At 39.3% G+C, this 24,391-nt stretch carries 22 protein-coding genes and 1 tRNA gene; 2 read left to right on the top strand and 21 right to left on the bottom strand.

The genetic code is table 11. From position 1 onward, the window contains the following. Positions 1 to 23 precede the first annotated feature (23 nt). The 16 genes from pgsA to BLS24_RS04890 form a co-directional block, all read right to left on the bottom strand. Positions 24 to 566, bottom strand: coding sequence for a CDP-diacylglycerol--glycerol-3-phosphate 3-phosphatidyltransferase (pgsA, locus tag BLS24_RS04965; protein WP_091756708.1), 543 nt, complete (start codon positions 564 to 566; stop codon positions 24 to 26). Next, complete coding sequence (gene rimO, locus BLS24_RS04960; protein ID WP_091756706.1) at positions 566 to 1,924, bottom strand: 30S ribosomal protein S12 methylthiotransferase RimO; 1,359 nt, start codon at positions 1,922 to 1,924, stop codon at positions 566 to 568. Before rimO ends, pgsA begins: the two co-directional genes overlap by 1 nt. Beyond that, the gene (gene rpoZ / locus BLS24_RS04955; RefSeq protein ID WP_071176229.1) at positions 1,921 to 2,199 is read right to left on the bottom strand and encodes a DNA-directed RNA polymerase subunit omega; all 279 of its coding nucleotides are present in this window, start codon (positions 2,197 to 2,199) and stop codon (positions 1,921 to 1,923) included. The genes rimO and rpoZ overlap by 4 nt, the downstream gene beginning before the upstream one ends. 40 nt (positions 2,200 to 2,239) lie before the next feature. After that, complete coding sequence (gene gmk / locus BLS24_RS04950) at positions 2,240 to 2,863, bottom strand: guanylate kinase (RefSeq protein WP_091756704.1); 624 nt, start codon at positions 2,861 to 2,863, stop codon at positions 2,240 to 2,242. Then, complete coding sequence (locus tag BLS24_RS04945) at positions 2,853 to 3,116, bottom strand: DUF370 domain-containing protein (protein WP_071176231.1); 264 nt, start codon at positions 3,114 to 3,116, stop codon at positions 2,853 to 2,855. The genes gmk and BLS24_RS04945 overlap by 11 nt, the downstream gene beginning before the upstream one ends. Next, complete coding sequence (locus BLS24_RS04940; RefSeq protein ID WP_091756702.1) at positions 3,109 to 3,996, bottom strand: YicC/YloC family endoribonuclease; 888 nt, start codon at positions 3,994 to 3,996, stop codon at positions 3,109 to 3,111. The genes BLS24_RS04945 and BLS24_RS04940 overlap by 8 nt, the downstream gene beginning before the upstream one ends. A gap of 85 nt (positions 3,997 to 4,081) precedes the next feature. Further along, a complete protein-coding gene (locus tag BLS24_RS04935) occupies positions 4,082 to 5,446 on the bottom strand; it encodes a PFL family protein (protein WP_091756700.1) in 1,365 nt (454 codons plus the stop codon). Between the two features lie 23 nt (positions 5,447 to 5,469). Further along, a complete protein-coding gene (locus tag BLS24_RS04930; protein ID WP_071176234.1) occupies positions 5,470 to 5,742 on the bottom strand; it encodes an ACT domain-containing protein in 273 nt (90 codons plus the stop codon). A gap of 89 nt (positions 5,743 to 5,831) precedes the next feature. Continuing rightward, the gene (locus tag BLS24_RS04925) at positions 5,832 to 6,629 is read right to left on the bottom strand and encodes an MBL fold metallo-hydrolase (protein ID WP_091756698.1); all 798 of its coding nucleotides are present in this window, start codon (positions 6,627 to 6,629) and stop codon (positions 5,832 to 5,834) included. Positions 6,630 to 6,703: 74 nt separating this feature from the next. After that, positions 6,704 to 8,866, bottom strand: coding sequence for a cell division protein FtsA (locus BLS24_RS04920; protein ID WP_091756696.1), 2,163 nt, complete (start codon positions 8,864 to 8,866; stop codon positions 6,704 to 6,706). Next, entirely contained in the window at positions 8,866 to 9,486 is a 621-nt protein-coding gene (gene coaE, locus BLS24_RS04915) for a dephospho-CoA kinase (protein WP_091756694.1), read from the bottom strand. Before coaE ends, BLS24_RS04920 begins: the two co-directional genes overlap by 1 nt. A gap of 4 nt (positions 9,487 to 9,490) precedes the next feature. Then, complete coding sequence (polA, locus tag BLS24_RS04910) at positions 9,491 to 11,605, bottom strand: DNA polymerase I (RefSeq protein ID WP_091756692.1); 2,115 nt, start codon at positions 11,603 to 11,605, stop codon at positions 9,491 to 9,493. Between the two features lie 22 nt (positions 11,606 to 11,627). After that, a complete protein-coding gene (locus BLS24_RS04905; protein ID WP_091756690.1) occupies positions 11,628 to 11,951 on the bottom strand; it encodes an anti-sigma factor family protein in 324 nt (107 codons plus the stop codon). Positions 11,952 to 12,067: 116 nt separating this feature from the next. Then, positions 12,068 to 13,516 carry a glycoside-pentoside-hexuronide (GPH):cation symporter gene (locus BLS24_RS04900; protein ID WP_242872233.1) on the bottom strand — a complete coding sequence of 483 codons (1,449 nt, stop codon included), beginning with the start codon at positions 13,514 to 13,516 and terminating at the stop codon, positions 12,068 to 12,070. Then, on the bottom strand, positions 13,516 to 14,988 hold the full coding sequence (locus BLS24_RS04895) for a DUF6937 domain-containing protein (RefSeq protein ID WP_091756689.1): 1,473 nt from the start codon (positions 14,986 to 14,988) through the stop codon (positions 13,516 to 13,518). The genes BLS24_RS04900 and BLS24_RS04895 overlap by 1 nt, the downstream gene beginning before the upstream one ends. 159 nt (positions 14,989 to 15,147) lie before the next feature. Further along, entirely contained in the window at positions 15,148 to 16,233 is a 1,086-nt protein-coding gene (locus BLS24_RS04890; protein ID WP_091756687.1) for an HD-GYP domain-containing protein, read from the bottom strand. Positions 16,234 to 16,424: 191 nt separating this feature from the next. On the opposite strand from BLS24_RS04890, the gene BLS24_RS04885 reads away from it, so the two are divergent. Next, positions 16,425 to 17,021 carry an NUDIX hydrolase gene (locus BLS24_RS04885; RefSeq protein ID WP_091756685.1) on the top strand — a complete coding sequence of 199 codons (597 nt, stop codon included), beginning with the start codon at positions 16,425 to 16,427 and terminating at the stop codon, positions 17,019 to 17,021. A gap of 88 nt (positions 17,022 to 17,109) precedes the next feature. Continuing rightward, positions 17,110 to 17,192, top strand: a tRNA-Leu gene (locus BLS24_RS04880). 36 nt (positions 17,193 to 17,228) lie between these two features. Here BLS24_RS04880 and BLS24_RS04875 read toward each other — a convergent pair. From BLS24_RS04875 to BLS24_RS04855, 5 genes are all read right to left on the bottom strand, one after another. After that, complete coding sequence (locus BLS24_RS04875; protein WP_091756683.1) at positions 17,229 to 17,531, bottom strand: hypothetical protein; 303 nt, start codon at positions 17,529 to 17,531, stop codon at positions 17,229 to 17,231. Positions 17,532 to 17,556: 25 nt separating this feature from the next. Then, positions 17,557 to 19,203 (bottom strand): putative manganese-dependent inorganic diphosphatase, encoded by a 1,647-nt coding sequence (locus BLS24_RS04870; RefSeq protein WP_091756680.1) that lies wholly within the window; start codon positions 19,201 to 19,203, stop codon positions 17,557 to 17,559. Positions 19,204 to 19,303: 100 nt separating this feature from the next. After that, positions 19,304 to 21,034, bottom strand: a complete 1,731-nt coding sequence (locus BLS24_RS04865; protein ID WP_091756678.1) for an ABC transporter ATP-binding protein — start codon at positions 21,032 to 21,034, stop codon at positions 19,304 to 19,306. After that, the gene (locus BLS24_RS04860) at positions 21,031 to 22,755 is read right to left on the bottom strand and encodes an ABC transporter ATP-binding protein (RefSeq protein ID WP_091756676.1); all 1,725 of its coding nucleotides are present in this window, start codon (positions 22,753 to 22,755) and stop codon (positions 21,031 to 21,033) included. The genes BLS24_RS04865 and BLS24_RS04860 overlap by 4 nt, the downstream gene beginning before the upstream one ends. Then, positions 22,748 to 24,256, bottom strand: a complete 1,509-nt coding sequence (locus tag BLS24_RS04855) for an RsmF rRNA methyltransferase first C-terminal domain-containing protein (RefSeq protein ID WP_091756674.1) — start codon at positions 24,254 to 24,256, stop codon at positions 22,748 to 22,750. Before BLS24_RS04855 ends, BLS24_RS04860 begins: the two co-directional genes overlap by 8 nt. Between the last annotated feature and the right edge of the window lie 135 nt (positions 24,257 to 24,391).

Here is a 24,391-nt window from a genome sequence, read left to right as displayed (position 1 = left end):
TTCTCTTTCTATAAAACTAAAAATTACATCTCTCCACTCATAACATCCTTGTTCTTTACAAGGTAATCAATAAGTGAAATAACAGTAAGCGCAAGAGCTACCCACATAATAACTGTAGTTAATACCTGCACTGCAGGGATTGGTAAATTAGCGATCATAAGGATTACCATGATCATCTGGAAAGTTGTCTTGAACTTTCCCCAATAACTTGCTGCAATTACCCTGCCATTGTCTGCAGCAATAAGTCTAAATCCGCTGATAACAAATTCTCTTGCAATGATGATGATAACGATCCATGAAGGAATTCTGTGAAGTTCGATAAGTCCGATCATGGCGCTGCATACTAAAAGCTTGTCTGCCAGCGGGTCCATAAATTTACCAAAATCTGTGATAAGGTTATACTTTCTTGCAATCTTGCCATCAAGCATATCTGTAAGGCTTGCAACGATGAATATTGCAAGTGAGATCCACTTAAATGTCACATTAGATGGATCAAAAAGTAAAAAGAATACAAAAAATGGAATCATTATTACTCTTGCTACAGTTAACTTATTTGGTAAATTCATTATGCTTCCTCCCCAATAAGGTCATATTCATTTGAACCTGTAATATTAACCTTTAAATAATCTCCAGTCATCAGTTCTCTGTGAACACCTGTTACAAAAACAAATCCGTCAATATCAGGTGCATCCTTGTAGGTTCTAGCCACATAAGTAAATCCATCAAGATTACTGTCACCAGAATCTACTATTTTTCCCTCAACAACAGCGTCTACTGTTCTGCCAACCATGTTGCTTGCAGATTCAAAAGCTATTTCCTGCTGAAGTCTCATAAGCTTGTTTCTGCGAGTGTTCTTGACCCTCTCTGTAACCTGATCTGGCATAGTAGCTGCAGGAGTATCCTCTTCCTGAGAATATGTAAATACTCCAAGTCTATCAAACTTAAGATCCTTAACAAGATCATAAGTCTCATTGTGATCTGCGGCAGTTTCTCCAGGGAAACCACTGATAAGAGTTGTTCTGATACAGATATCAGGAATCTCCTGTCTTAAGTAGCTGACAAGCTCTCTTATCTCTGCATTATTTGTTCTACGTCCCATCTTTTTAAGGATTCTGTCTGAACCAGACTGAATTGGAATATCAAGATAATGACATATCTTTGGCTCTTCCTTAATGGTCTGAACTAGCTCCTTGGTGATCTCTTCTGGATAACAATACATGATCCTTATCCATTTAAAACCATCGATCTTGCAAAGCTTATGTAAAAGCTCTGGAAGTTTCTTTTCACCATACAGATCAGTTCCGTAAAGTGTAGTTTCCTGTGCTACCAAAATAAGCTCAGTAACACCCTGATCAGCAAGATTCTGTGCATCTACTAAAAGCTGTTCCATAGGAACACTTCTATAATTGCCTCTGACCTTAGGAATAATGCAGTAAGTACAGTGCTTATCACAGCCTTCTGCAATCTTAAGATAGTCATAAAGACCACCTGTAGTAACGATTCTCTTTTGACCGCCTACAGGCTTTCTGTTGATATCATCAAAATAATTCTTGTGTGTAAAAAGCTTATTTCTCTTAAGTGTCTCTTCAAGCGCTTCTATTATCTTGTCTGTAGAAGATATACCAAGGATCTCATCTACTTCTGGAATCTCTTTTTGTATCTCTTCCTGATAGCGCTGTGCAAGACAACCTGTAACTATAAGTGCCTTGAGCTGGCCACTCTTTCTACGCTCAGAGAGTTCAAGAATAGTATCTATACTCTCCTGCTTGGCATCATTGATAAAGCAGCAGGTGTTAACAACTGCTGCTTCGGCTTCTTCTTCATCATCTGTAAAAGTAAATCCGCGTCCGCTCAGCATTCCAAGCATAACCTCGGTGTCTACTCTATTTTTATCACATCCAAGTGATACGAACAAAATCTTCAAGCTTCTGTTTCCTCGTTATTCTCTTCTGCAAGAGCATCCTTCTCTTCATCTGTAAGGATTCTAAGTGTATCCTGGTTCATCTCTTCAACAGCGATTGAAAGAGGCTTCTGCTTGTCCTTAACCTTAACCATTGGCTCATCACCGGCAATGATCTGTCTTGCTCTCTTTGATGTTGCCATAACAATTGAGTATCTTGAGCTGATAACTGGCTCTTCTCCCTCTTCTACTCCCTTGTTTACTACATTCATTAAATCTACGTATGATGGATGTATCATAGTGTTCCTTTCCTGCGGGTCTTCCGCATATACAAGCCTGTTAGTTTAACTCTCCAAGCTCTTTTCTAATAGTATTTATAAATTCTTGATTTCTGGCAGGACTCAAATGTGCTGCTTGAATGATCTCATGAACACATTCTACACTATCCTGGAGATTATCATTTATAACAATGTAATCATAATTCTCGATGCCGACTGCTTCTTCATTGGCCCTTGAAAGTCTCTTTTTGATGACTTCATCAGTCTCAGTTCCTCTGCCACGAAGTCTTTCTTCTAAGACCTTTGCTGATGGTGGCATTACGAAAAGAAGTACCGCATCCTTATATCTTTCTTTTATCTGAAGAGCACCCTGGATCTCGATCTCGAGAATAACATCAATGCCCTGAGAAAGCTTGTCCTCTACATATTTCCTAGGAGTTCCGTAGTAATTGTCTACATATCTAGCGTGCTCGATGAGGCCATCCTCTTCGATGAGCTTCTCAAACTCCTCTTTAGAAATAAAGAAATACTCTCTGCCATTTTCCTCACCTTCACGAGGATTTCTAGTTGTGGCTGAGATTGAAAGAGCGTACTGATCATACTTTTTGGTCAGCTCTTTCATGATTGTTCCCTTACCAGCTCCTGAAAAACCGGAAACAACAATAATAATACCTTTACGTTTCATCTAAACTACTCTCACTCTCTGATGATAAACGCATACTGATAGTTTCTGGTAAAAGAGCAGATAAAACAAGCATACCATTTTCCATGACTATAACAGCCTTGGTCTTGCGGCCTTGAGTGGCGTCAACGCTTGTGCCTTCCTCTCTGGCTTTCTGGACCATTCTTTTGATAGGGGCTGCCTCTGGACTAACTATGCTAATAATCTTGTCTGCATTTACTATATTACCAAATCCTATGTGAATGAGTTTACTCAATGTTCTGTATCTGCTCCCTTACTTTCTCGATATCAGTCTTAAGAGCAATACCTCTGTCTGATATCTTAAGGTCAGTTGACTTAGAAAGGATCGTGTTGGCTTCTCTGTTCATCTCCTGTGCAAGGAAATCAAGCTTTCTACCAATTCCGTCCTTGTCATCACCCTTTATAAGTGCATCCCTCATAGCCTGAATGTGGCTGCGAAGTCGTGTGATCTCTTCATCAACACAGATCTTGTCTGCGTAAATAGTAACTTCCATAGCAAGGCGATTCTCATCTACCTGCTTGTCCTCTAACAGATCCTGGATCTTCTCTCTGAGCTTAGCTTTGTACTCATCGATGATCTCAGGTGAACGCTCTGAGATATACTCTACATTTTCAAGCATACCATCAAGCTTCTCAGTAAGATCCCCTGAAAGGAACTCACCCTCTCTAACTCTGGAATCTAAGAACTGCTTACCAGCAGCTGCAATTGCCTTCTGAAGACCGCTTAAAACCTCTTCTTCATCAAGCTGTTCATCTTCCATTGTGAAAACTTCTGGAAATCTTGATAACACTGAGATCCTAACATCATTATCAAGTCCAAAGTCACTGGCCATCTCATTTAAGTATGAATAATACTCCTGAGCAACAGCCTTATTGTACTTAACTCTTGTATCTGATTCAGAAAAGTCCTCGTAGCTGATATATACGTCAACCTTACCACGTTTCATGAAGTTCTTGAGCTGATTTCTAATCTCAGATTCAAAAGCATTGAACTTCTTTGGCATCTTGATATTTATATCAAGATATCGGTTATTCACTGATTTAAGCTCAACGATGTACTTTCGTTCCCCTTCTGTAATCTCACTTCTGCCAAAACCTGTCATACTGCAGACCATAAGAAAATCCCCCTTATTTTTGGGCATAATAATACAAAAGTTATTATAATATATAGCAATTTTAAGGTCAATGTCAAGACGGATGTCAGTTCTTGAAGCTGTGGACCGGTGCTGGAATTCGTCCACCACGGTTTACAAAATTATCGCATGAGAACTGGTTTACTGGCATGATTGGTGCATAGCCAAGAAGGCCTCCAAATTCAACTGTCTCACCAACGCCTTTTCCAATTACTGGAATAAGACGAACTGCTGTTGTTTTTTGATTGATCATACCGATTGCCATTTCATCTGCGATGATTCCGGCAATAGTTGTGTCTTTAGTGTCTCCAGGTACTGCTATCATATCAAGACCAACTGAACATACACAGGTCATTGCTTCAAGCTTTTCAAGTGTAAGGCATCCGGCATTAACTGCATTTATCATACCCTGATCTTCACTGACAGGAATAAATGCTCCAGAAAGGCCTCCCACATAAGATGATGCCATTACTCCACCTTTTTTGACCTGATCATTCAAAAGAGCAAGGGCTGCTGTTGTTCCAGGTGCGCCAGCATGCTCAACACCGATCTCATGTAATATATCTGCTACGCTATCGCCAATTGCTGGTGTAGGAGCAAGTGAAAGGTCGATAATACCAAATGGAACCCCAAGTCTCTTAGAAGCTTCCTGTGCAACCAACTGACCAACTCTTGTAACCTTGAATGCTGTCTTTTTGATGGTCTCGCAGAGAACTTCGAAATTCTCTCCCCTAACGCTCTCAAGAGCTGTCTTAACAACACCAGGTCCACTTACGCCGACATTTATTATCTTGTCAGATTCTGTTACGCCATGGAATGCCCCAGCCATAAATGGGTTATCATCAGGTGCATTACAGAAAATAACAAGTTTAGCACATCCAAGGGAATCGTTTTCCTTAGTTGCTTCAGCAGTCTTTTTAACTATGGTTCCCATGAGCCTTACTGCATCCATGTTGATTCCAGTCTTTGTTGAGCCAACATTTATAGATGAACAAACAACATCTGTTGTAGCAAGAGCTTCTGGGATTGATTCAATAAGAAGTCTGTCAGCTTCTGTCATTCCCTTACTTACAAGAGCTGAATAGCCACCAATAAAGTTAACACCAACTTTTTTGGCTACGCTATCAAGAGTCCTTGCGATCTGAACAAAATCAGATGGGCTCTTACATGCAGCTCCACCAACTAAAGCGATAGGTGTTACTGATATTCTTTTGTTAACGATTGGAATTCCGAATTCTCTAGAAATCTGATTGCCAGTACTTACAAGGTCCTTGGCAGTATCGTAGATCTTGTCATAGATATTTTTGCAGAGCTGATCTAAATCTGAAGAGATACAATCTAAAAGGCTGATACCCAGAGTGATTGTTCTAACGTCCAGATTTTCTTTCTCGATCATTTCATTGGTCTCGACAACCTCTTTTACATTTATCATATTACATACCTTCCTCTGAAAGATTAAATTCTGTGCATAGAATCAAAGATCTCTTCTCTCTGACATTTGATGACAACACCAATCTCTTTGCCCAGAGCTTCCAGATCATCAGCAACAGTATTAAAATCCTTGGCTGCTCCAGCCATGTCAACAACCATCATCATGTTAAAATATCCGCTGACGATAGTCTGTGAAATATCAAGGATATTGATACTCTCACCTGCAAGATATGTACATACCTTAGCTATAATACCAACTGTGTCTTTTCCAACTACTGTAATGATAGTCTTATTCATGTCTCCTCCATATTAAAAAAAGCTGAAATTATAGAACTAATGCAATTTGTTATCAATAGTAAATGTAATCTCTAAATTAATCAAGAAGTTTAGAACTCTAAAATTGGAGAAATACTGCTTCTGTCCGCAACTATTAATGGAAAATCGTTGCCATGATATGGATTATCCCCCATTTCAATCTCTACACGAACAGTCTCATAAGCAAGCTCAGGAAGGTTATTTTCCTTGGAAAGATGTCCCAAAAATACACCCTTCATCTTGTCATTTAAAAGCTTACATAAAAGCTCACCACTCTTTTCATTGGATAGATGGCCTCTGTCCCCCAGTATCCTAGTCTTTAACACATAAGGATAAGGACCTGTCTGAAGCATTCTCACATCATGATTAGCTTCTAATAAAAGCGCATCACAGTCCTTAAGGCACTCAACTGTATAATCTGAGTAACAACCAAGGTCAGTTGCGATACCCACCTTTTTGTCCCCCACAAAAAATCTATAGCCGCAAGGCTCAAGGGCATCATGGGATATCACCATTGGATTTATCTTCATATCACCAAGTATTATCTCTTTATCACAGGTGATGGGAATAAATCTAGAATCTACCATCTCATTTTTCTTGTCACTGTTTCTAATGCCTTCAATTGTGCCCTCTGTGGCATAGATAGGAATATCAAACTTTTTTAAGATAGTTCTAAGGGCTGCAATATGATCAGAATGCTCATGAGTTACAAATATAGCATCTATATCTGAAAGGCCAAGTTCTAAAGCCTTAAGCCCCTCTTCAATTCTTTTTTTGCTAACACCTGCATCAACTAATACGTGGGTGTTATCTGAACCAACATATGTACAATTCCCGCTACTTCCGCTGGCAATACTAGTAAATCTCATAAATAAAATAATCCTTTAAAATCTCTATACATATTTAAAGACTTATCTATATATCAGATAAGTCTTTAAGTGCTTTATTTCCAATATACTTCTATTCTGTCGCCTTCTTTGATAGGCTGGAGATATTCTGGAGTTGCTCCATTTAAGCTTGTTACGATCGCTCTTCCATTTGGCTTGGACAGATCAAAATCTATAGCATCAAAGATATCTACAAATACATAATCTGCTTTGCCATGAAGAGTGATAGGCTCGTTGTTAACTGTAACATGAAGGTCATGAGCTAGGATATTCCTTACAACAACCTGCTCTTCTTTCTGAGAACCGTCATCATCTGGAAGATCATCAAAAGAAAGCTGTCCATCAGCATCCTCTACAAGTCTGCCATCCTCTGTGCTCTCATAGGACTCCTCATTTTCCTGGCTGATAGCAACTTCATCAGCGCTTGGGAAATCCTTGTAGTAGTCCATGATAACTTCTTCCTGAGCCTTGAACTCAATCTTGAAGTTCTCATAAACAGGAGTATCCTTATTGCCTCTCTCATTATTAACAAAGATCACAGTATCTTCATTAATATCGATATCCATCAATGCTGCAATCTGTTCAGCTGTATTATAGTCAAGGACTTTGACTTCATCGCCAGCCTGAATGCTATATAAAGGAGTTGAAGGCTGACCATTAACTGTGGCAAATCTGGATGCTTCAACGTTCTTGCCGTTTACATTTACATTAAACTTAGTCTTAAACTCTGGGATACCCTCGATAACAGCCTTACCAGGAGCACCAGCTGTAGATGGAGTAACCTCGATGATATCATTTGCTCTGATCTTGGTATGAATATCAGCTGGCTTACCATTAAGCTGGATAATAGCTGCTTCACCAGGCTCACCTCTTGAGCTTCTCTCCTTGCCGTTAACAGTATACTTAAGCTCCTGACCTCTCTTTGGGAAAAGATCTTCATTAGGGAACTGGGCCTGCATAGCAGCATCAACTACCTGAAGCTTACCATTATCATAGATCTTGGTCTGTACGCCATTAAATGAAACAAAGATAAAGTTATTTGCCTCTTCATAATAGCTGATACAAATACCAAGAGGAGTTACTAAAAGTGAATCTCTCTCGATACCATCGTTATTAAGGAAGGTGATGTTCTTCATGACTTCTTCACCACGAAGAGCAACTCTTTCTTCTGGAATATCCATCTCCCTTGCAATAGCCTTAACGTATCCAGGAACGCATCCGCCACCACCTACAACGAATACAGCGCTAACTGGCTTGTCGCCATTTAATCTCTTGATCTCATCAACAGCTTTTTTGGCCATTTCATCAACCTTAGGCTTAACGATCTTGGCTATATCCTTGGAAGAGATAGTCTTGTTAAGGCCCATGATATCAACATAATCAACCTTGTCATTGTGGCTGGCTGCAATCTTGATCTCATCAGCCTGATTAAAGTCCACAAGGCAGTGCTGGGCGATTATCTCAGTAATATCATCACCAGCTATAGGAAGCATGCCGTATGCTGTGATAGAGCCATCATCAGTAACACAGATATCGGATGTACCTGCACCTACGTCTACAAGTGCAAGATTCAGCATTCTAAATCTATCTGGAATAGCAACCATCATAGCTGCAATAGGCTCCAAGGTGAGATTTGCAACCTTAAGGTCTGCTCTCTCACAAGCCTTATATAGACCGTCAACACAGTCATCAGGAAGGAATGTAGCAATAAGCTCTACACTTACTTTACCTGCGTTATGTCCCTCAAGATTGGCAATCTGATAACCATCAAGGTAATAGTGCATAACAGAATAGCCAACAAGATAAAACTTAAGGTCTGATGTATTGTTCTTTATAAATTCAGAGTAAGCCTGCTCTACTGCAGCAGAATCCAGGTTATAGATATCCTCCTCTGTAATATCATGAGCATCTACATATTCATAGTCGTAAGTTGTTCTGACAGTTTTAAGAACACGACCAGCGGCAGCAATACAAACATCTGTAAGATGAATGTCTGTCTGCTGTTCAAGCTTTTCTTTTACAACCTTGATAGTGGCTCCAACCTTACCGATATCATGGATCTGTCCATCAAGCATTGCTCTTGTCTCGTGCTTCTCAACACACTGGGCAATAACATTAAATTGTCCATCATTCATGTATCCGACTGTACCTACTACGCTTCTGGTTCCTATATCAAGTCCGAATACAACTTTCTGATCTGCTTGTTCTAAACTAGCCATCACTTTCTCCACTCCCAAAGTTTATTATCAATCTGTTTTGCAGCATCTGACAGATCTGTGCTGTTATCTATCACAAAGCTGCAATACTCTCTAAATACTTCATCACTTAGCTGATTAGCTAAGATATCAGTTATCTTGGCATCCGAATAGCCTCTTGAAGCCTTAAGTCTCTCTCTTCTGGCTTCTTCAGATGCATATACATACCACAGCTCATCAACGATCTTGTCGTAACCATTTTCTATCAAAAGAGCTGCTTCTACAAAAACAAAGTCATAAACGTTTCTTTTACGTTCATTCCCTATAATATTTATAATATATGTATTTACTGCAGGATGCAAAATATTATTTACTTTTTCAAGGCTATCTTTGTCATTAAATATAGCCGCTGCCATCTTGGCTTTATCGATCTCGCCATCGCCAGAGAGGATCTCTTTTCCAAGGAGCTTAACAAGCTCATCATAGGCTGGATAGCCTTTCTTTTTGATCTCGTTAGCCACATCATCAGAAAAGATCACAAGACAGTTATAATTGTCCCTAATATAACCAAGAACCGTGGATTTACCTGCGCCGACGCCGCCTGTAATTCCTATTATGTTCGTTTTACCTTTAATAAGTCCCATTATCTTACTTTGCCTCATACCAGTCTGAACCTATGTGGCAATCAACCTCCATAGGCACAGACAAAGTAACCGCCTTTTCCATTTCTTCTACCAATAGTTTTGTTACTGTATCCACTTCATCTGGAGCAGTCTCAATTACCAGTTCATCGTGGATCTGCAAAATAAGCTTGGACTTAAGTGACAGCTCTTTTAACTTAAAGAAAACATCAATCATTGCTATCTTCATGATGTCGGCAGCAGTTCCCTGAATAGGTGCGTTCATGGCAACTCTCTCACCAAACTGCCTCAGATTAAAGTTTGATGCCTTAAGCTCAGGCACTGGTCTTCTTCTGCCAAACATAGTCTCACTATAGCCCTTTGCTTTGGTGCTTGCTATTACATCCTCCTGATACTTCTTAACTCCAGGATAGGTCTCAAAATACTTTTCCATATACTCTTTTGCTTCATGAGCCGATATAGAAAGATCCTGTGAAAGACCAAAAGCGCTTATACCGTAGACAATTCCAAAGTTTACAGCCTTGGCGTTACGTCTCTGAAGGGATGTAACCTCTTCAAAAGGTACATGGAATACCTTGGATGCAGTGATCCTGTGGATATCCTTACCTTCATGATAGGCTTCGATAAGTCCCTTATCCTCTGACATATGGGCAAGGATCCTAAGCTCGATCTGTGAATAGTCAGCGTCAGCAAAGACGTAGCCGTCCTTAGGAACAAAAACCTTTCTGATGAGTCTTCCAAGCTCTGTTCTCATAGGAATATTCTGAAGATTTGGCTCAGTTGAGCTGATCCTACCTGTTGCGGTGATAGTCTGATTAAAGCTTGTATGAATCCTGTTATCATCAGCAATGTAAGCCGCAAGACCATCTGCATATGTAGATTTAAGCTTAGTAAGACCTCTGTATTCCAGGATATCTGCAACGATCTTATGCTCTGGCGCAAGCTTTTCTAGTACGTCAGCTGCTGTTGAATAACCAGATTTTGTCTTCTTTTCAGCAGGTAGCCCTAGCTTTTCAAATAATATCTCTCCAAGCTGCTTTGGAGAATTGATGTTGAATTCTATGCCCGCAGCCTCATAGATTGCCTTTTCAAGTTCATCGATCCTTACAAGGAGCTTGTCTCCATAGGCTTTAAGCTCATCTCTTTTAACGATGATGCCTTCTTTTTCCATGGAATAAAGAATATATGAAAGAGGCATCTCTATGTTATACATAAGCCTCTCCATGCCTGTTTTAGCAAGTTTTGCCCTTATAAGAGGCTCTGCATTGAAACAGATATATGCTATCTTGGACGCATACTCAGAAAGTACCTTAATATCTGCATTTGCAAGGGGCTCTTTTCCAAAAAGGTCCGCTCTCTTAGGAAGAGTGAGCTTAAGGTACTCTTTCGCAACATCCCATGGCTCATAGTCATTTTTAAGTGGATTTATAAGATATGCTCCAATGAGCACGTCAAAGCACTTATTCCCTGACACGTCCTCATCTTTGTAGCCATAGGTCCTGTTTGCAAATTCAGAAGGTTCAAAATACTTGTAGCTTTCTTTGATATCAAAGCTGCAAAGGCTCATCCTCTCACTTAAAATAGACAGCTTCTTGCCAAGATAATCTGCAGTTATAAAGTTTTCAACTGGAATATAGGTTACATTACTGCCATCAAAAGATATCCCTAATCCAAGGAAATCACCTATATCTGTAAGGAAATAGAAAGCCGCTCTATCAGACTTAGTTTCAAAAAGAGCTTCTACTTCATTAAGGTCAGATGTAACCTTCAAGGTCATATCAAAGGAAGCACCCTTTACTTCTCCTGATGGAGAAAGGTCTTTTAACGCATTTTCAAGGGACTCCAAAAGCTCTTTGGTCACAGGAATCTCTCCCTGACCCTTTGCCTCTATGATCTCCTTAAATTTAAGTATCTGAGGCTTTAATCTCTCATTGCCACATTCCTCAGAAAAAGAAATACTCAAAGCCTTATATTCACTTGTCTTTAAAATTGAAATAAGCTTGAAGATACCGCCATAGACACCATTTACAAATACTCCTTCAGAGTTTGTAAAGGCTGGCGTTTTGTAAAAAGCATCACTGATCAGCTCATTACCATTAACAATTAATAGATTTTCAGACATAAACCACCAACAATAAAAAGAATCATAAAATAAATGAAAGAACTACTGTAATCGCTCCCAAGACTAAAACAGCAAGTTCAAGGACATAGCTGGTATACACAAGATATCTTCTGGCTTTGAGACTCTTTTTGGAATCTCTCATAAGAAGTTCAAGTTCATCTCTTAAGTTAAATGTATTACCATCCTCAAGACGCTTCATACCAACCTTAACAAGGAACTGAATAGTAAGTTCTTCTTTGCATTCAGCACAGCTCTCAATATGAGAAATAAACTCTGATAGTTCCTCATTATCAAGGTCATCATCAAGGAAAGATGGAATTAACTTTTCAATATCTTTACAAGTCATCAGCTCACCTTTTGTACAATACAATTAAAGTTATTATAGCATAAAAAACACCGTATGCCCCGAAAAATGAAGCAAACGATGTTTTTTATATATCCTCATAAGATGCAAGGCACCTATTAATTCTTTGACATTTCTTCTGTCTTTCTCTGTACAAGAGTAACTGAGATCTCCTGGAGTTTCTCATCAGTTAAGAAGTACTTATTTTTGAACCAGAATATTGCAAAAACAAGTCCGATGATAGGTACGATAGTCATTGCCATCCTAAGTCCCATCTTCTGGGCAAGAGTAACGCCCATTGAATAATCGATCTCTTTTACTGTTTCAGCAGTATCATTTGATAAAGCAAGGATCTGAAGTGAAATAGCAGCTATGAAAGCTGAAATACCAGAAGCAAGCTTAACTACAAAGGTCTGCATTGAAAAGATGACTGACTCATCTCTTCTGTTATTTTTGAGATCCCCGTAATCTACAGTATTTGCAAGGAATACTGTGGTAATAACTGAGAGCATTCCATTTGCTGCAAAGATAAAGAATCCAGGAATGAACAAAAGGAATACGTTATTCATTGATGTAGAAGCAAGGACAAGAAGTGAAATATATCCACAGATTGCCATGCCCATGCTGATGTAATAAATATTGATAGATGTAAACACTTTTCTAAGGAGTGGATAAAGGATCATCATTGAAAGGATCTGAATTCCGCCTCCAAATGTTGAAAACAGTGTGTAATCTCCTCTCCAGCCTGTACCACCAAAGTCATACTTAAAGAAGTAGATAACAAGGTTAGATGTGATATAGATTGAGCAGTTAACGATAACTATAGCTACAACTACTGCCATAGCCTGATCGTTCTGAATAAGAGCCTTGAACATCTCTCCAATTGAAGCTGTCTTCATATCTACTGTTGATTTCTCTTTTACAAAAATGCAGCAGATAACAGTAAAGAGAACAAATAAAGCAGCTATGATAATTGAAAAGTATGAAAAACCAAGTCTCTCAACTTCTCTATCAGTAATATTGGTTCCGCCAAAGGCATGTCCAAGAGCTGATACAGTCATTACAGTAATGATAGTGATGATAGCTGATCCAACACCTGCGCAGGATCTAGCAAGAGTTGTAAGGCCTTCTCTTTCTTTACCACCCTCAGTAAATGCTGGGATCATTGACCAATATGGAATGTCCATCATTGTGTAAGTAACGCCCCATAAGATATATGTCACAGCAGCGTATGTTACAAGTCCCTGACCATTAAGTGCTGGAGGTGCTGAGAACATAAGAAACATCACAATTGCATTGGTAATAGTTCCGATCAAAAGCCAAGGACGGAACTTACCCCATTTAGTCTTGGTCTTGGCAACAATAGCGCCCATGATAGGATCATTAAAAGCATCAAAGATTCTGGCAACCATAAGGATAACTCCCATGGCAGCAGCACTTACGCCCAAAATATCCTGGTAATAATACAGAACATAAGACGCTGAGAGCATGTATACCATGTCCTTACCAACTGCGCCTAGTCCATAGGAAGCCTTCGCTGCCCCTGATAAACTGATCTTCTCTTCCATCACTTATCTTCCTCCTTAAGCTTCATCGCAAGCTCAATTACTTTTTTGGCTCCGTCATAGATGCCCATATTCTTGTTAAGTACAATGTTGTCACACATCTCACATACAAGATCTGTCTGAATGAACTGATCTATCATCTGGAGAATATGTGGAATATCTCTGCACTCAAGTGTTCCATCGCCGATTTCAGCTGAATGGATTGCCCCCCACATCTCGTGCTTACCAACTCGTTTGATAAAAAGCTTAGGAACAGGATAAAAAGCAAGTTCACTAGGCTTTGTAACAAGTACATCGCAGCTTCTCATCAAGAGATTAGTTGCATAAACCGCTTCAAAGATATTCTTGTGATAAAATCCGTGGATTCCCTCTATCTCAAGCTCTGGATCAAGGGCTTTTTCAGCAAAAGAAACTGTATCTTCCCAGTTATCCATATGCTCAGTCTTTAAATTATCCATCTCTGGAATTTCCTTGCAAAGCTCATCCCAGACATTTCTATAATCACCAACATTTACATAAAGAGCTGCAATACCAGATTTTATCGCTGGTAAAAGATGCTTGATGATCTCAGCAAAGATCTCTTTCTGAGCACCTGCTCCTCCTATAGTTAAAAGGAAACGTATCGGCTTTCCTTTTCTATGTCTTATTCTTCTTGCTTCGCAGTCATTTTCGATATTGCTAACCAGCTCATAATCAATGTAATGACCTGTGTAAACAAGTGACTGCTTTGGCATTGGCTTACAAACGTTCTTTTTGTCCATGCCATTTAACACTCTATAGCCCATATATGCATTTCTGCACTGGATAGTGTGTACACTTCCCTCTGATAAATGAAGTGCCATTGGCCAGTTATCAGGAATGGCATTTACAACATACTTCATTCCTGCGTGAACAGCAGCCTGCGCTGGCCATGCATGAGCTGCAACAACTGGAATATCCTTTGGTACATTCTTATAAACAGGAGCCATGAGCTCTGCATTTTTCTGATCCTTGGCATTATATGAAAGAGCTCTGAATCCCTCGTAGTTCATAGGCTCCCATACAAACTTATTAAAGATTGGATTTTTGGAAAGTCTAGATCCAAGAGAATACAGGTCATTCTGTGCTCCGATAACCTTGGTACATGTTGTCTCCTTAAAAGAATTAAGATCCATCCAATAAGGAGTAAGCCCAAGATGATGAGCATATGAAGCCATAGCCATGGATATACGATAATGTCCAAAGCCCATTCTGATGTTTCCTACTATGATGCCCTTATTAGTATCTAAAGTACCCTCTGAAGGCTTAGTAGAAACTTCGATATTCTCTACCCCAAGGATAGGCCCAATGACATTATTACGTGTAACCTGCACGCCGTAATCTACGGCAGAATCATCGCCATATTTCCTTATATAACTTTTCTTGGATTTGATGGCACCTCGATAATCTTTGTCACTAATCTTGTTTCCGAAAATTACTTTTGATTTCTCTGTCATGATCACCCAATCTGCTGGTATAGCCAGCTAAACATAAACAACTTATAAGGAAACGAAAAAAATATTTTTGGTTTCCTTATAACAATAATATGACAATGGGATTTAATTAACAAGAAACGTTTTTTACAATTTTCGTTTCCGATATTTGTGCAAATTTCCTTAGATAACCGCCACGATAGAAAGTTTTCTTTCTAATTCCAGATTGATATATTTTTCCCCACATTTTACTGTTGGTCTAGATAAATGTTCCGGATGATTATAGATAATATCGCCAGTCTGCCCATTATTGAGCATAACTCGATTTGCAATGAAGGTATTGGCTATATTGCCAAGGAAAGTGATAATAACATCTGCATCAAACTTCTCATAACCTTCCTCTTCAAACTTACTGATAACTTCAAATGGGCAAAGAGGTGCTCTATACTTTCTCTTGCTGGTAAGCTCGTCATAGATATTGGCAACAGTCACAATGCTTGCGATCTCGTCGATCTGATCGCCCTTGATATGGAATGGATATCCTGAACCATCACGGAATTCATGGTGCATGATAACGCTATTTTTGATGTGCTGATCAATATCTTCGTCTTTTACAAGCTCGTATCCCTTTACTACGTGCTCCTTAAGGAGTCTAGTTTCATACTCTGTATATGGAGTATCCTTATCAAGAAGCTCCTGTGGAAGGAGAACTTTACCAATATCGTGTAAAAGACCTGCTGCTGTAGCAAGCTGGATTTTTTCCTCTGGAAGTTTCATCCAGTTAGCAATTGTATTACAGATAAGTGAAACGTTAAGGCTGTGCATATAAACTGCATCACTGTTGTCGCGGAGATTATGAAGCATATCAAATACACCTGCTGTACCACCGGCTTCTACAAAGAGGTGATATACAGGTTCTGTAAGCTTATCAACATCAAGAGCCATAGTGCCATTTGCGATCATCTTAAATGACTCTTCAAGCTCTTTGGCGTTTTCCTCGATATGCTGTTTGAACTTGATGAATTCTTCAGAATTTCTAAGCCTTTCAGCATAGGATAAAGTGACAGCCGGTTTATGTGGAATATCCAAAGGAACAGGCTTCTTCTCATTTTCTACAAAGATATTGTAAAGAGAATGAGATCTGATTCTTTCTATGTCCTTGTTAGAAAGGACAGTTCCTTTAGGAAGAACAAGTCTGTCATCAATAGTATAGATGTTTTCAGAAACAACAAGCCCCGGTTCAAGTTTATCAACAGATATTAGTTTCATACACGCCGCCCACCGTAAAATTTATAAATATAGCATTATCATTATAACATAACTCTTTATTTGTTACTATTTATCAAAAAGAAACTATTATGATTACAGAAATTATTTTTCAAAATAATTTAATCTTGTAGCAATATGATTACCTGGAGTATCATCATAAGTAAAAACGCATAAACACAGAGGTATCCCAAATGCAAAACAATGACCTTAAATGGAAACTCATAAATGAAGAACACGTAGTTCAGGACGAATGGATCGACTTTAGAAGAAATGAATATAAGCTCCCTAATGACTCCGTGATCGGTCCTGTATATAACTATTCCAAGCACAGCTTCTCTCTCATCGTTGCTATAGATGAAAAAGGCCAATATATCTGCGTCAAGCAGTACAGACATGGTATTGATGAGATTACAACTGAATTTCCAGCTGGAGCCATCGAATACAAAGAAAAAAGCGACGTTCCTTACATAACAAGCAAAAATATCATCGCCACTGAAGATGACGCCTTTGAAGCTGCCAAGAGAGAACTCAAAGAAGAAACTGGCTATATCTCAGATAACTGGGCACACCTACTTACAATCCCAGCAAATGCCACATTATCAAACAGTAACGTTCACATCTACTGCGCTACAGCTTGCAAAAAGATCTGCGGTCAGGACCTTGATGATACTGAATTTCTTAACATTGAGACTATTTCAGAAAAAGAACTATTATCAAGAATCTATGGCGGCGACTTCAAACAGTCTCTTCATGTGCTTGCTTACTACCTTTATAAGAACAAAGCATAAAGAATTCTATTCAAAAACTCCTTGAATATAATCATCTCCTATGCTAAACTAATAAAGCTGTATTCCTCATGTGATACAGCTTTTATAAGCCGGCATGTCGGAATGGCAGACGATGCAGACTCAAAATCTGTTGTGGGTAACCACGTGTGGGTTCAAGTCCCACTGCCGGCACTACAAAAGCCTGATCTTTCGATCAGGCTTTTTTCTTTACATTTTAATCTTCATATCTTCGTAGGCACCAAAAAGACTCTTTTCATTAAAGTCACATCCGGTCACCACAAAATCAGAGCTCTTTTTTCCAAGCTCTTTTCTACCATACAGAACTAAATGAATACGCTTATCTTCTGTCATATATTCCTCAGACACTTCATCAAAAGAGTCCGTCTTTTCAAGAACCTTTTTAAAGTCCCCAAGAAAAGCAGGGATAATGACAGCACCAATAGACTGGCCCTGATTTGGGCCATATACCCCCATAATTTCGTGTAAAAGTCGCATACGTAGTTCGTCCATAAGATTTTCCCCCAGATTTTCTATCTTAGCTTTGTATGGCCTCAACTATATTTGGCAAAAGCTGTTTCTTACGAGATACCACTCCAGGAAGGATTGCGCTGTCGCCCTTTGTAGTAACTCCAAATGCACTTCCTAATGTATGCTGCGCCTTAGCTCCAGTAAAGATAATTTCAGAAGACTCATCAATGATATTTGTAAGCATGAAGAACAACATATCAAGTCCGTCATCTGATGATACTTTGCTAAGCTCAGGCATTATCTTCTCTTTGATCTCAGAAAGTTCATCTGCACTCATAGAATTGATCTGACCAATTCCGATAGTAAGATCATCAACAGTGAACTTCTTGAAGTCCTGATGAAGGATCTCAGTTGCTGTCTTGCCACTTAAGTTAGATCCGGCATGGAACATCTCTTTTGCAAAAGACTCATAATCAACACCAGCGATCCCAGCTAGCTCTTCTCCTGCCTGCTTGTCGATAAGTGTGCAGGTAGGTGACTTGAACATAAGAGTATCTGACAATATAGCTGCCATTAAAAGTCCAGCAATAGTCTTGTCTATCTCAACCTGATATTCCTTGTACATCAGATAGATGATAGTACATGTTGAGCCAAGTGGCTGGTTTCTGAAATATACAGGTCCTGCAGTCTCAATGGTACGAAGTCTGTGGTGATCTATGATCTCAAGGATTTCAGCTGTATCAGCACCATTTACTGCCTGATTCTTTTCATTGTGATCTACAAGGATCAGTTGCTTTTTCTTGGCACCAAGGAAATTTCTTCGGCTGATCATACCAATGTAGTGATCGTTCTTATCAAGGACTGGGAAATATCTATGTCTCATCTGAGCCATTACTTCCTGAATATCCTCAATGTAATCATCCATGTGGAAGCTTACAAGATTGTTCTTTTTCATAACATGTTCAATTGGCATTGACTGATTTATAAGTCTTGCCACAATGAAGGTGTCATGAGGTGTTGTAATGATCTTGGTTCCGTGCTCTTTAGCCTGGATTTGAATAGTCTTGGCTACATCAGCACCTTCACAGACTATGATACATCCAGCATTCATCTCGATGGCACACAGCTGCATATCATATCTATTACCAAGGATTACTACGTCGCCTTCCTCAATAACATTCTCCATCATATCAGGGTTAGCTGCTGCAATTACAACCTTTCCCTTCTTTAAAACGTCATCGATCTCGCCCACAATCAGCTCGCCATCAAGGGTCTCTACGATATTTCTGTAGCAGGTACCTGCCTCAGAAAGGATATTTGGATCGATAACATCCATGTATGTCTCAACGATATCATTAGTTGTAACAATACCCTGAAGTTCATCATCTTCAGTTACGCAAAGAGTTACAACCTCATTATCTCTCATCTTTGCCCACGCATTCTTGAGAGAAAGGTTTCTATCTGTACCATCGAGCTGCTTGATCTCCATGTCCCTAACCTGTGTTCTAACATCCTTAACATAGCAAGGAACTTCAACTCCAAAATGAGACAATACAAACTGTGTCTCCTCGTTAAGGTGTCCAGCTCTGCAGGCGATATACTCTCCGCCTGTTATCTTTCTTTTTAAGTTAGCATAAGTTATAGCTGCGCAGATTGAATCTGTATCAGGATTCTTGTGTCCCATCACTATAACTGGTCTGTTCTGCTTGTTCATATATATCTCCTAAAACGAATTAAGTCTGTAACCCACCATCCTTATTCCATATTAACGCATTTTAGTTAACATTTGCTATACTTTTAAAAAACATATTTTATCATGCAAACTGACTATTATAAAGATTATAATAAAATCCCTGCTTAGCTAACAAGTCCTCATGATTTCCCTGCTCAATAATATGTCCATCCTTCATAACAAGAATGACGTCAGCTTCTCTGATAGTTGAGAGTCTGTGAGCTACGATAAAGCTTGTTCTACCCTGCATCATTCTATTAAATGCTTTCTGGATACGAATCTCAGTACTTGTATCAATTGATGATGTAGCTTCATCAAGAATCAACATTGGAGGAATACTCAGCATTACTCTAGTAATGCAAAGAAGCTGCTTCTGACCTTGAGATAGATTACCACCATTTTCAGAAATAACTGTATCATAGCCATTTGGAAGTCTCTTAATAAAGCTATGAGCATGAGAAGCCTTGGCTGCCTCAATGATCTCTTCATCAGTAAAGCCTTCTCTTCCAAGAGTGATATTATCTCTGATAGTTCCATTTCGAAGCCATGTTTCTTGAAGGACCATACCAAAGTTGTCTCTGATATCACGTCTTTTCAGCTTTCTAAGATCATAGCCATCAATCTTAATCGAGCCCTCATCCACATCATAGAAACGCATAAGAAGATTTATAAGTGTAGTCTTACCACTTCCTGTTGGTCCAACAATAGCTACTCTCTGACCTTTCTTGATATCAAGGTCAAGGTCTTCAATAAGCTTTTTAGACTTATCATATGAAAATGCCACATCCTTAAAGTCTACAACGCCTTCAGGACTAAAGCTTTCTGGTGCATCCTTATCCTCAAGAAGCTCTTCCTTTTCTTCGATAAGAGCAAATACTCTCTCAGCACATACAAGTGAATTCTGAAGCTCTGTAACCACGCCTGTAATCTCATTAAATGGCTTGGTATACTGATTGGCATATCTAAGAAATACAACAAGTCCGCCAATAGTCATGGTTCCAGCCATGCATGCAAAAGCGCCAAATAAAGCAACTGCAGCATATACTAGGTTATTGATAAATCTGGTTCCTGGATTAGTAAGTGATGAAATAAATGTAGCCTTGATGCTTGTCCTTTCAAGTCTGTCATTGACATCATCAAACACTTCCATATTTTCAGCTTCATGAGCAAAGGCTTTAACAACTGAAAGGTTACCTATCATCTCATCAACAAAAGCTGTCTGATCAGCTCTAGCCTCGCTCTGGCTCTTAAAATAGCTAAAGGACTTAGTAGCAATAAACCTAGCCACAAGAAGTGAAAGTGGCGTAAGGAATACAACAACCAGCGCAATCTTATAGTTTTTCATAAACATGATGATAAGAGTAGCTGCTATAGTCACAACACCAGTAAAGAGCTGTGTAAATCCCATAAGTAGTCCATCTGAGAATAGATCAACATCAGAGATGACTCTACTTACTATCTCACCAGTCTGCTTGGAATCAAGATATTCAAAAGGAAGATGCTGAAGTCTCTTGAAGGCATCCTCTCTTACGTCTCTTACAACCTGAAAGGTGATCTTATTGTTTGCGATGTTCATGATCCACTGGAAAAGAGCTATTGCAAGAACCACAAACACTACCTGATGCAGGATCTTAACAATCCTTGCCATATCTACCTTGCCTGTATCAACTATACAGTCGATGGCATCACCAACAAGAATAGGCACATAAAGTGTCAAAAGAGCTGTAACTATTGAAAGAAACAAGGATACAAATATAAGGAATCTGTATCTTGATGCATATTTTAATACCTTTTTAAGTGTTCCCTTTTTCATACTGCTCCCTCCTTCTTGAACTGAGAATCATAGATTTCCCTATAAAGGTCGCAGCTATTCAAAAGCTCGTCATGCTTTCCAATGCCAGCAACTTTGCCGTTATCAAGTACCACGATCTTGTCACAAGTAGAAACGGCAGAGGTTCTCTGAGATACAATAAACGTCGTTGGCGGATCAGGCATATTGGCTATAGCTTCACGCAAATTCTTGTCAGTCATATAGTCAAGAGCTGAAGCACTATCATCAAGGATCAAAACTTCAGGCTTTCTTACAAGAGCTCTGGCAATAGTAAGTCTCTGCTTCTGACCACCTGAGAAGTTTTTACCGCCCTGAGCAACTACAAAGTCAAGGCCACCTTCCTTGCCATCCACGATCTCTTTTGCCTGAGCTATAGATAAAGCTTCATAAATCTCTTCATCTGTGGCATCCTTCTTGCCCCATTTGATGTTATCTCTGATGGTTCCATGGAAAAGAACTGCCTTCTGAGGAACGATACCTATCTTCTCCCTAAGAGCGTCAAGCTTGTACTGCCTAACATCCTTGCCGTCAAATAAAACAACACCTTCCCTCGTATCATAAAATCTAGGAATGAGATTTATAAAAGTAGACTTGCCGCTACCAGTACCACCGATAACGCCAATCTTCTCGCCCCTATTAACGACAAGGTCTACATTTTCAAGAGAATCCTCGCTGTCTCCAGCATATCTCATCGATACATTCTTAAATACAACATGCTCAGTTGTCTTTTCAAAGCTTTCTGATGAGCCATCTTCCATTGATGACTTAAGTTCAAGAAGCTCCTGCACTCTGTTACCAGAAGCAATCGCCTTGGTAATAGTCAGGATAAGATTAGCAAACTTAATAAGTTCTACAAGTATCTGAGACATATAGTCATAAAGAGCTACCATATCACCTTGAGAAAGATCTCCTGAATTAACAACAATTGCTCCCTTGTAGATAAGAAAAGCTACAGCAAGATTAAGAATACCAAAAGTAAGTGGATTCATAAGAGCCGATACGCTTCCTACGAATTTTTGAAGATTCATAAGGGCATTATTTTGCTTATTAAAGTTCTTTACTTCCCTGTCCTCAAGACCAAAAGCCCTGATAACACGAACGCCGCTATGATTTTCTCTAGTAAGTCTAAGAACTGTATCAAGTCCAGCCTGAATCTTGCCATATCTTGGAATGCTCCATCCCATGATAAGTGCGACTACTACAGACAAAAGAACTATGGTTACTAGGAAAATAAGCGCAAGCCTTGTATCAATAGTAAAGGCCATGACCATAGCTCCAAGAACTACAAAAGGAGACCTAAGAAGTAGTCTTATGGTCATGTTAACGCCCTGCTGAACCTGATTTACATCAGTTGTCATTCTGGTGATCATGGCTGAAGTGCCGATCTGATCCATATCTGTGTATGAAAGCTTCTGAATATTATCAAACAAAGCTCTTTTTACCTTCTTGGCAAAGCCTGTTGCTGCCTTAGCTGCAAAAAACTGGGCAGTGACTGCGCTTATAAAGCCAACAAGACATAAAAGCACCAGAATAATGCTCATCTTAATAATATATTCTTTGTTGCCAGTCTTGATACCGTCATTTATCATTGCTGCGATAACAAGAGGAACCATGAGCTCAAAGGATGCTTCAAGAAGCTTAAATAAAGGTCCTAATATTGTCTCTTTCTTATAATCTTTTAAAAATACCAGTAATTTACGCATAATTTATTCTAAGTCCCTTTGGATAATGATTTTTGAGCATACCACCTGCAGCCTTGGCCCAACCAATACTAAGGCCTGATACTGTAACAAGTGCCCAGCCCTTTTGTCCTGAAAGCTCAGCTCTTATGGTCTGTCCATTAAGATAAGCTTTGATATCATCAGAGTCTGCGTCGTGGTCAAAGACTATATTCACATCTTCCTTTTTTAGGAAAAGAGCTAGCGCATGCGAGGGCTCAAATCTGTCTTTTTTGAGAGTTCCAAGATGAAGACCTGGACGCATACATTTAAGTCCCATTACAGAAGGCATGTCGCTTGGAGCAAGGTACATCTGATCTCCAAACATAAATATAATGCCCTTAAGTTCCTGGCCGCTTTCAAGTCTGCAATATATACTTCCTCTCTTAAGTTCAAAGGTCTTTTTATCAAACTTTAAGCTCTCCATAACAAAAGTCTCAAATGGCTTGATACATTCAGGCTTAGCAGGAATATTTCGTCCACCTGGCACAAAAGATGAATCTTTTAAAAGCTCTCCATCTCTTTCAAGTACGCACAAAAAATGGCCCTCACCTTTAAGTTTATGAGGCCACAGCCTTATAGAATATTTAATCTGTTCAAGGCTCTTTTCAAAAAGAGCTTTATCCTTAGCTTCTAATGAAGCTCTGAGCTCAGGCCTTATAAGCTCTGCTCGGCCTGGATCCATGCCATCAAAGGCATCCACCTTGACAACATGAAAATCAGGATGAGCAAACAGAAACTTTAGTATGCTCTCTTCATTTTCATCAGCAGCAAAGGTGCAAGTTGAATACACAAGTCTTCCTCCTGGAAGAAGCATCTTGGCTGCATTATCTAATATTTCTTCCTGTCTTAAGGCACAGGTCTTAACGTTCTCCATGCTCCATTCATCTGCTGCATTGTCATTTTTCCTAAACATTCCTTCGCCGGAACATGGCGCATCTACTAATATCTTGTCAAAATAGCCCTCAAACACTGAGGATAGCTTTGCTGAATCCTCGTTAGTTACAAGAGCGTTACTTATTCCCATCCTTTCTACGTTCAAAGAAAGAATTCGTGCTCTGTCCCTATTTATCTCATTGGTTATAAGAATGCCCTGCCCCTTCATCTTAGAAGCGATCTGAGTTGTCTTACCTCCAGGAGCTGCGCACAGATCAAGAACTTTGTCTCCAGGCTTTGGATCAAGAAAGCAAACAGGTGACATAGCGCTTGGCTCCTGAATGTAATAAAGCCCCGCCTCATGATAGGGGTGCTTTCCTGGAGTGACCATATTTGCTGGATCTTCATTATAATAAAAAGCTGTTTCCTCCCATGGAACATTATTTCCAAGATAAGAAAGCATCTCTTTTGCGCTTAAAACATCGCTTTTTAATTCATTTATCCTAAGAGCCTGATATCTTTCATCAGTGTCAAAAGATGAGATGAACTGCTCATACTCTTTTTCTGAAAGATACGCTCTCATACGTTCTTTAAACTTTTCAGGTAACAATATCTTATCCTCCAATAGTCTATGGTTATACTATCAGTTTTTATCTAAAATCACAAATAAGAAGTCTACCTAAAGTAAAAGAACTGGTGCCAAAAAGCACCAGCTCTTTTTTATATTAAACATCCCTGTTTAAAT

Origin of the sequence: Butyrivibrio sp. INlla18 (assembly GCF_900103635.1) — a bacterium.
Taxonomy (GTDB): Bacteria; Bacillota; Clostridia; order Lachnospirales; family Lachnospiraceae; genus Butyrivibrio.
The sequence above is the reverse complement of the archived record's forward strand: the minus strand, read 5'-3'. Positions and strand labels throughout refer to the sequence as shown.

What these genes read in the sequence shown, in the direction of transcription:
- pgsA (WP_091756708.1), bottom strand. Translation starts at nt 566, where the DNA reads ATGAATTTACCAAATAAGTTAACTGTAGCAAGAGTAATAATGATTCCA.
- rpoZ (WP_071176229.1), bottom strand. Translation starts at nt 2,199, where the DNA reads ATGATACATCCATCATACGTAGATTTAATGAATGTAGTAAACAAGGGA.
- gmk (WP_091756704.1), bottom strand. Translation starts at nt 2,863, where the DNA reads ATGAAACGTAAAGGTATTATTATTGTTGTTTCCGGTTTTTCAGGAGCT.
- BLS24_RS04940 (WP_091756702.1), bottom strand. Translation starts at nt 3,996, where the DNA reads ATGGTCTGCAGTATGACAGGTTTTGGCAGAAGTGAGATTACAGAAGGG.
- BLS24_RS04935 (WP_091756700.1), bottom strand. Translation starts at nt 5,446, where the DNA reads ATGATAAATGTAAAAGAGGTTGTCGAGACCAATGAAATGATCGAGAAA.
- BLS24_RS04930 (WP_071176234.1), bottom strand. Translation starts at nt 5,742, where the DNA reads ATGAATAAGACTATCATTACAGTAGTTGGAAAAGACACAGTTGGTATT.
- BLS24_RS04925 (WP_091756698.1), bottom strand. Translation starts at nt 6,629, where the DNA reads ATGAGATTTACTAGTATTGCCAGCGGAAGTAGCGGGAATTGTACATAT.
- BLS24_RS04920 (WP_091756696.1), bottom strand. Translation starts at nt 8,866, where the DNA reads ATGGCTAGTTTAGAACAAGCAGATCAGAAAGTTGTATTCGGACTTGAT.
- coaE (WP_091756694.1), bottom strand. Translation starts at nt 9,486, where the DNA reads ATGGGACTTATTAAAGGTAAAACGAACATAATAGGAATTACAGGCGGC.
- polA (WP_091756692.1), bottom strand. Translation starts at nt 11,605, where the DNA reads ATGTCTGAAAATCTATTAATTGTTAATGGTAATGAGCTGATCAGTGAT.
- BLS24_RS04905 (WP_091756690.1), bottom strand. Translation starts at nt 11,951, where the DNA reads ATGACTTGTAAAGATATTGAAAAGTTAATTCCATCTTTCCTTGATGAT.
- BLS24_RS04900 (WP_242872233.1), bottom strand. Translation starts at nt 13,516, where the DNA reads ATGGAAGAGAAGATCAGTTTATCAGGGGCAGCGAAGGCTTCCTATGGA.
- BLS24_RS04895 (WP_091756689.1), bottom strand. Translation starts at nt 14,988, where the DNA reads ATGACAGAGAAATCAAAAGTAATTTTCGGAAACAAGATTAGTGACAAA.
- BLS24_RS04890 (WP_091756687.1), bottom strand. Translation starts at nt 16,233, where the DNA reads ATGAAACTAATATCTGTTGATAAACTTGAACCGGGGCTTGTTGTTTCT.
- BLS24_RS04885 (WP_091756685.1), top strand. Translation starts at nt 16,425, where the DNA reads ATGCAAAACAATGACCTTAAATGGAAACTCATAAATGAAGAACACGTA.
- BLS24_RS04875 (WP_091756683.1), bottom strand. Translation starts at nt 17,531, where the DNA reads ATGGACGAACTACGTATGCGACTTTTACACGAAATTATGGGGGTATAT.
- BLS24_RS04870 (WP_091756680.1), bottom strand. Translation starts at nt 19,203, where the DNA reads ATGAACAAGCAGAACAGACCAGTTATAGTGATGGGACACAAGAATCCT.
- BLS24_RS04865 (WP_091756678.1), bottom strand. Translation starts at nt 21,034, where the DNA reads ATGAAAAAGGGAACACTTAAAAAGGTATTAAAATATGCATCAAGATAC.
- BLS24_RS04860 (WP_091756676.1), bottom strand. Translation starts at nt 22,755, where the DNA reads ATGCGTAAATTACTGGTATTTTTAAAAGATTATAAGAAAGAGACAATA.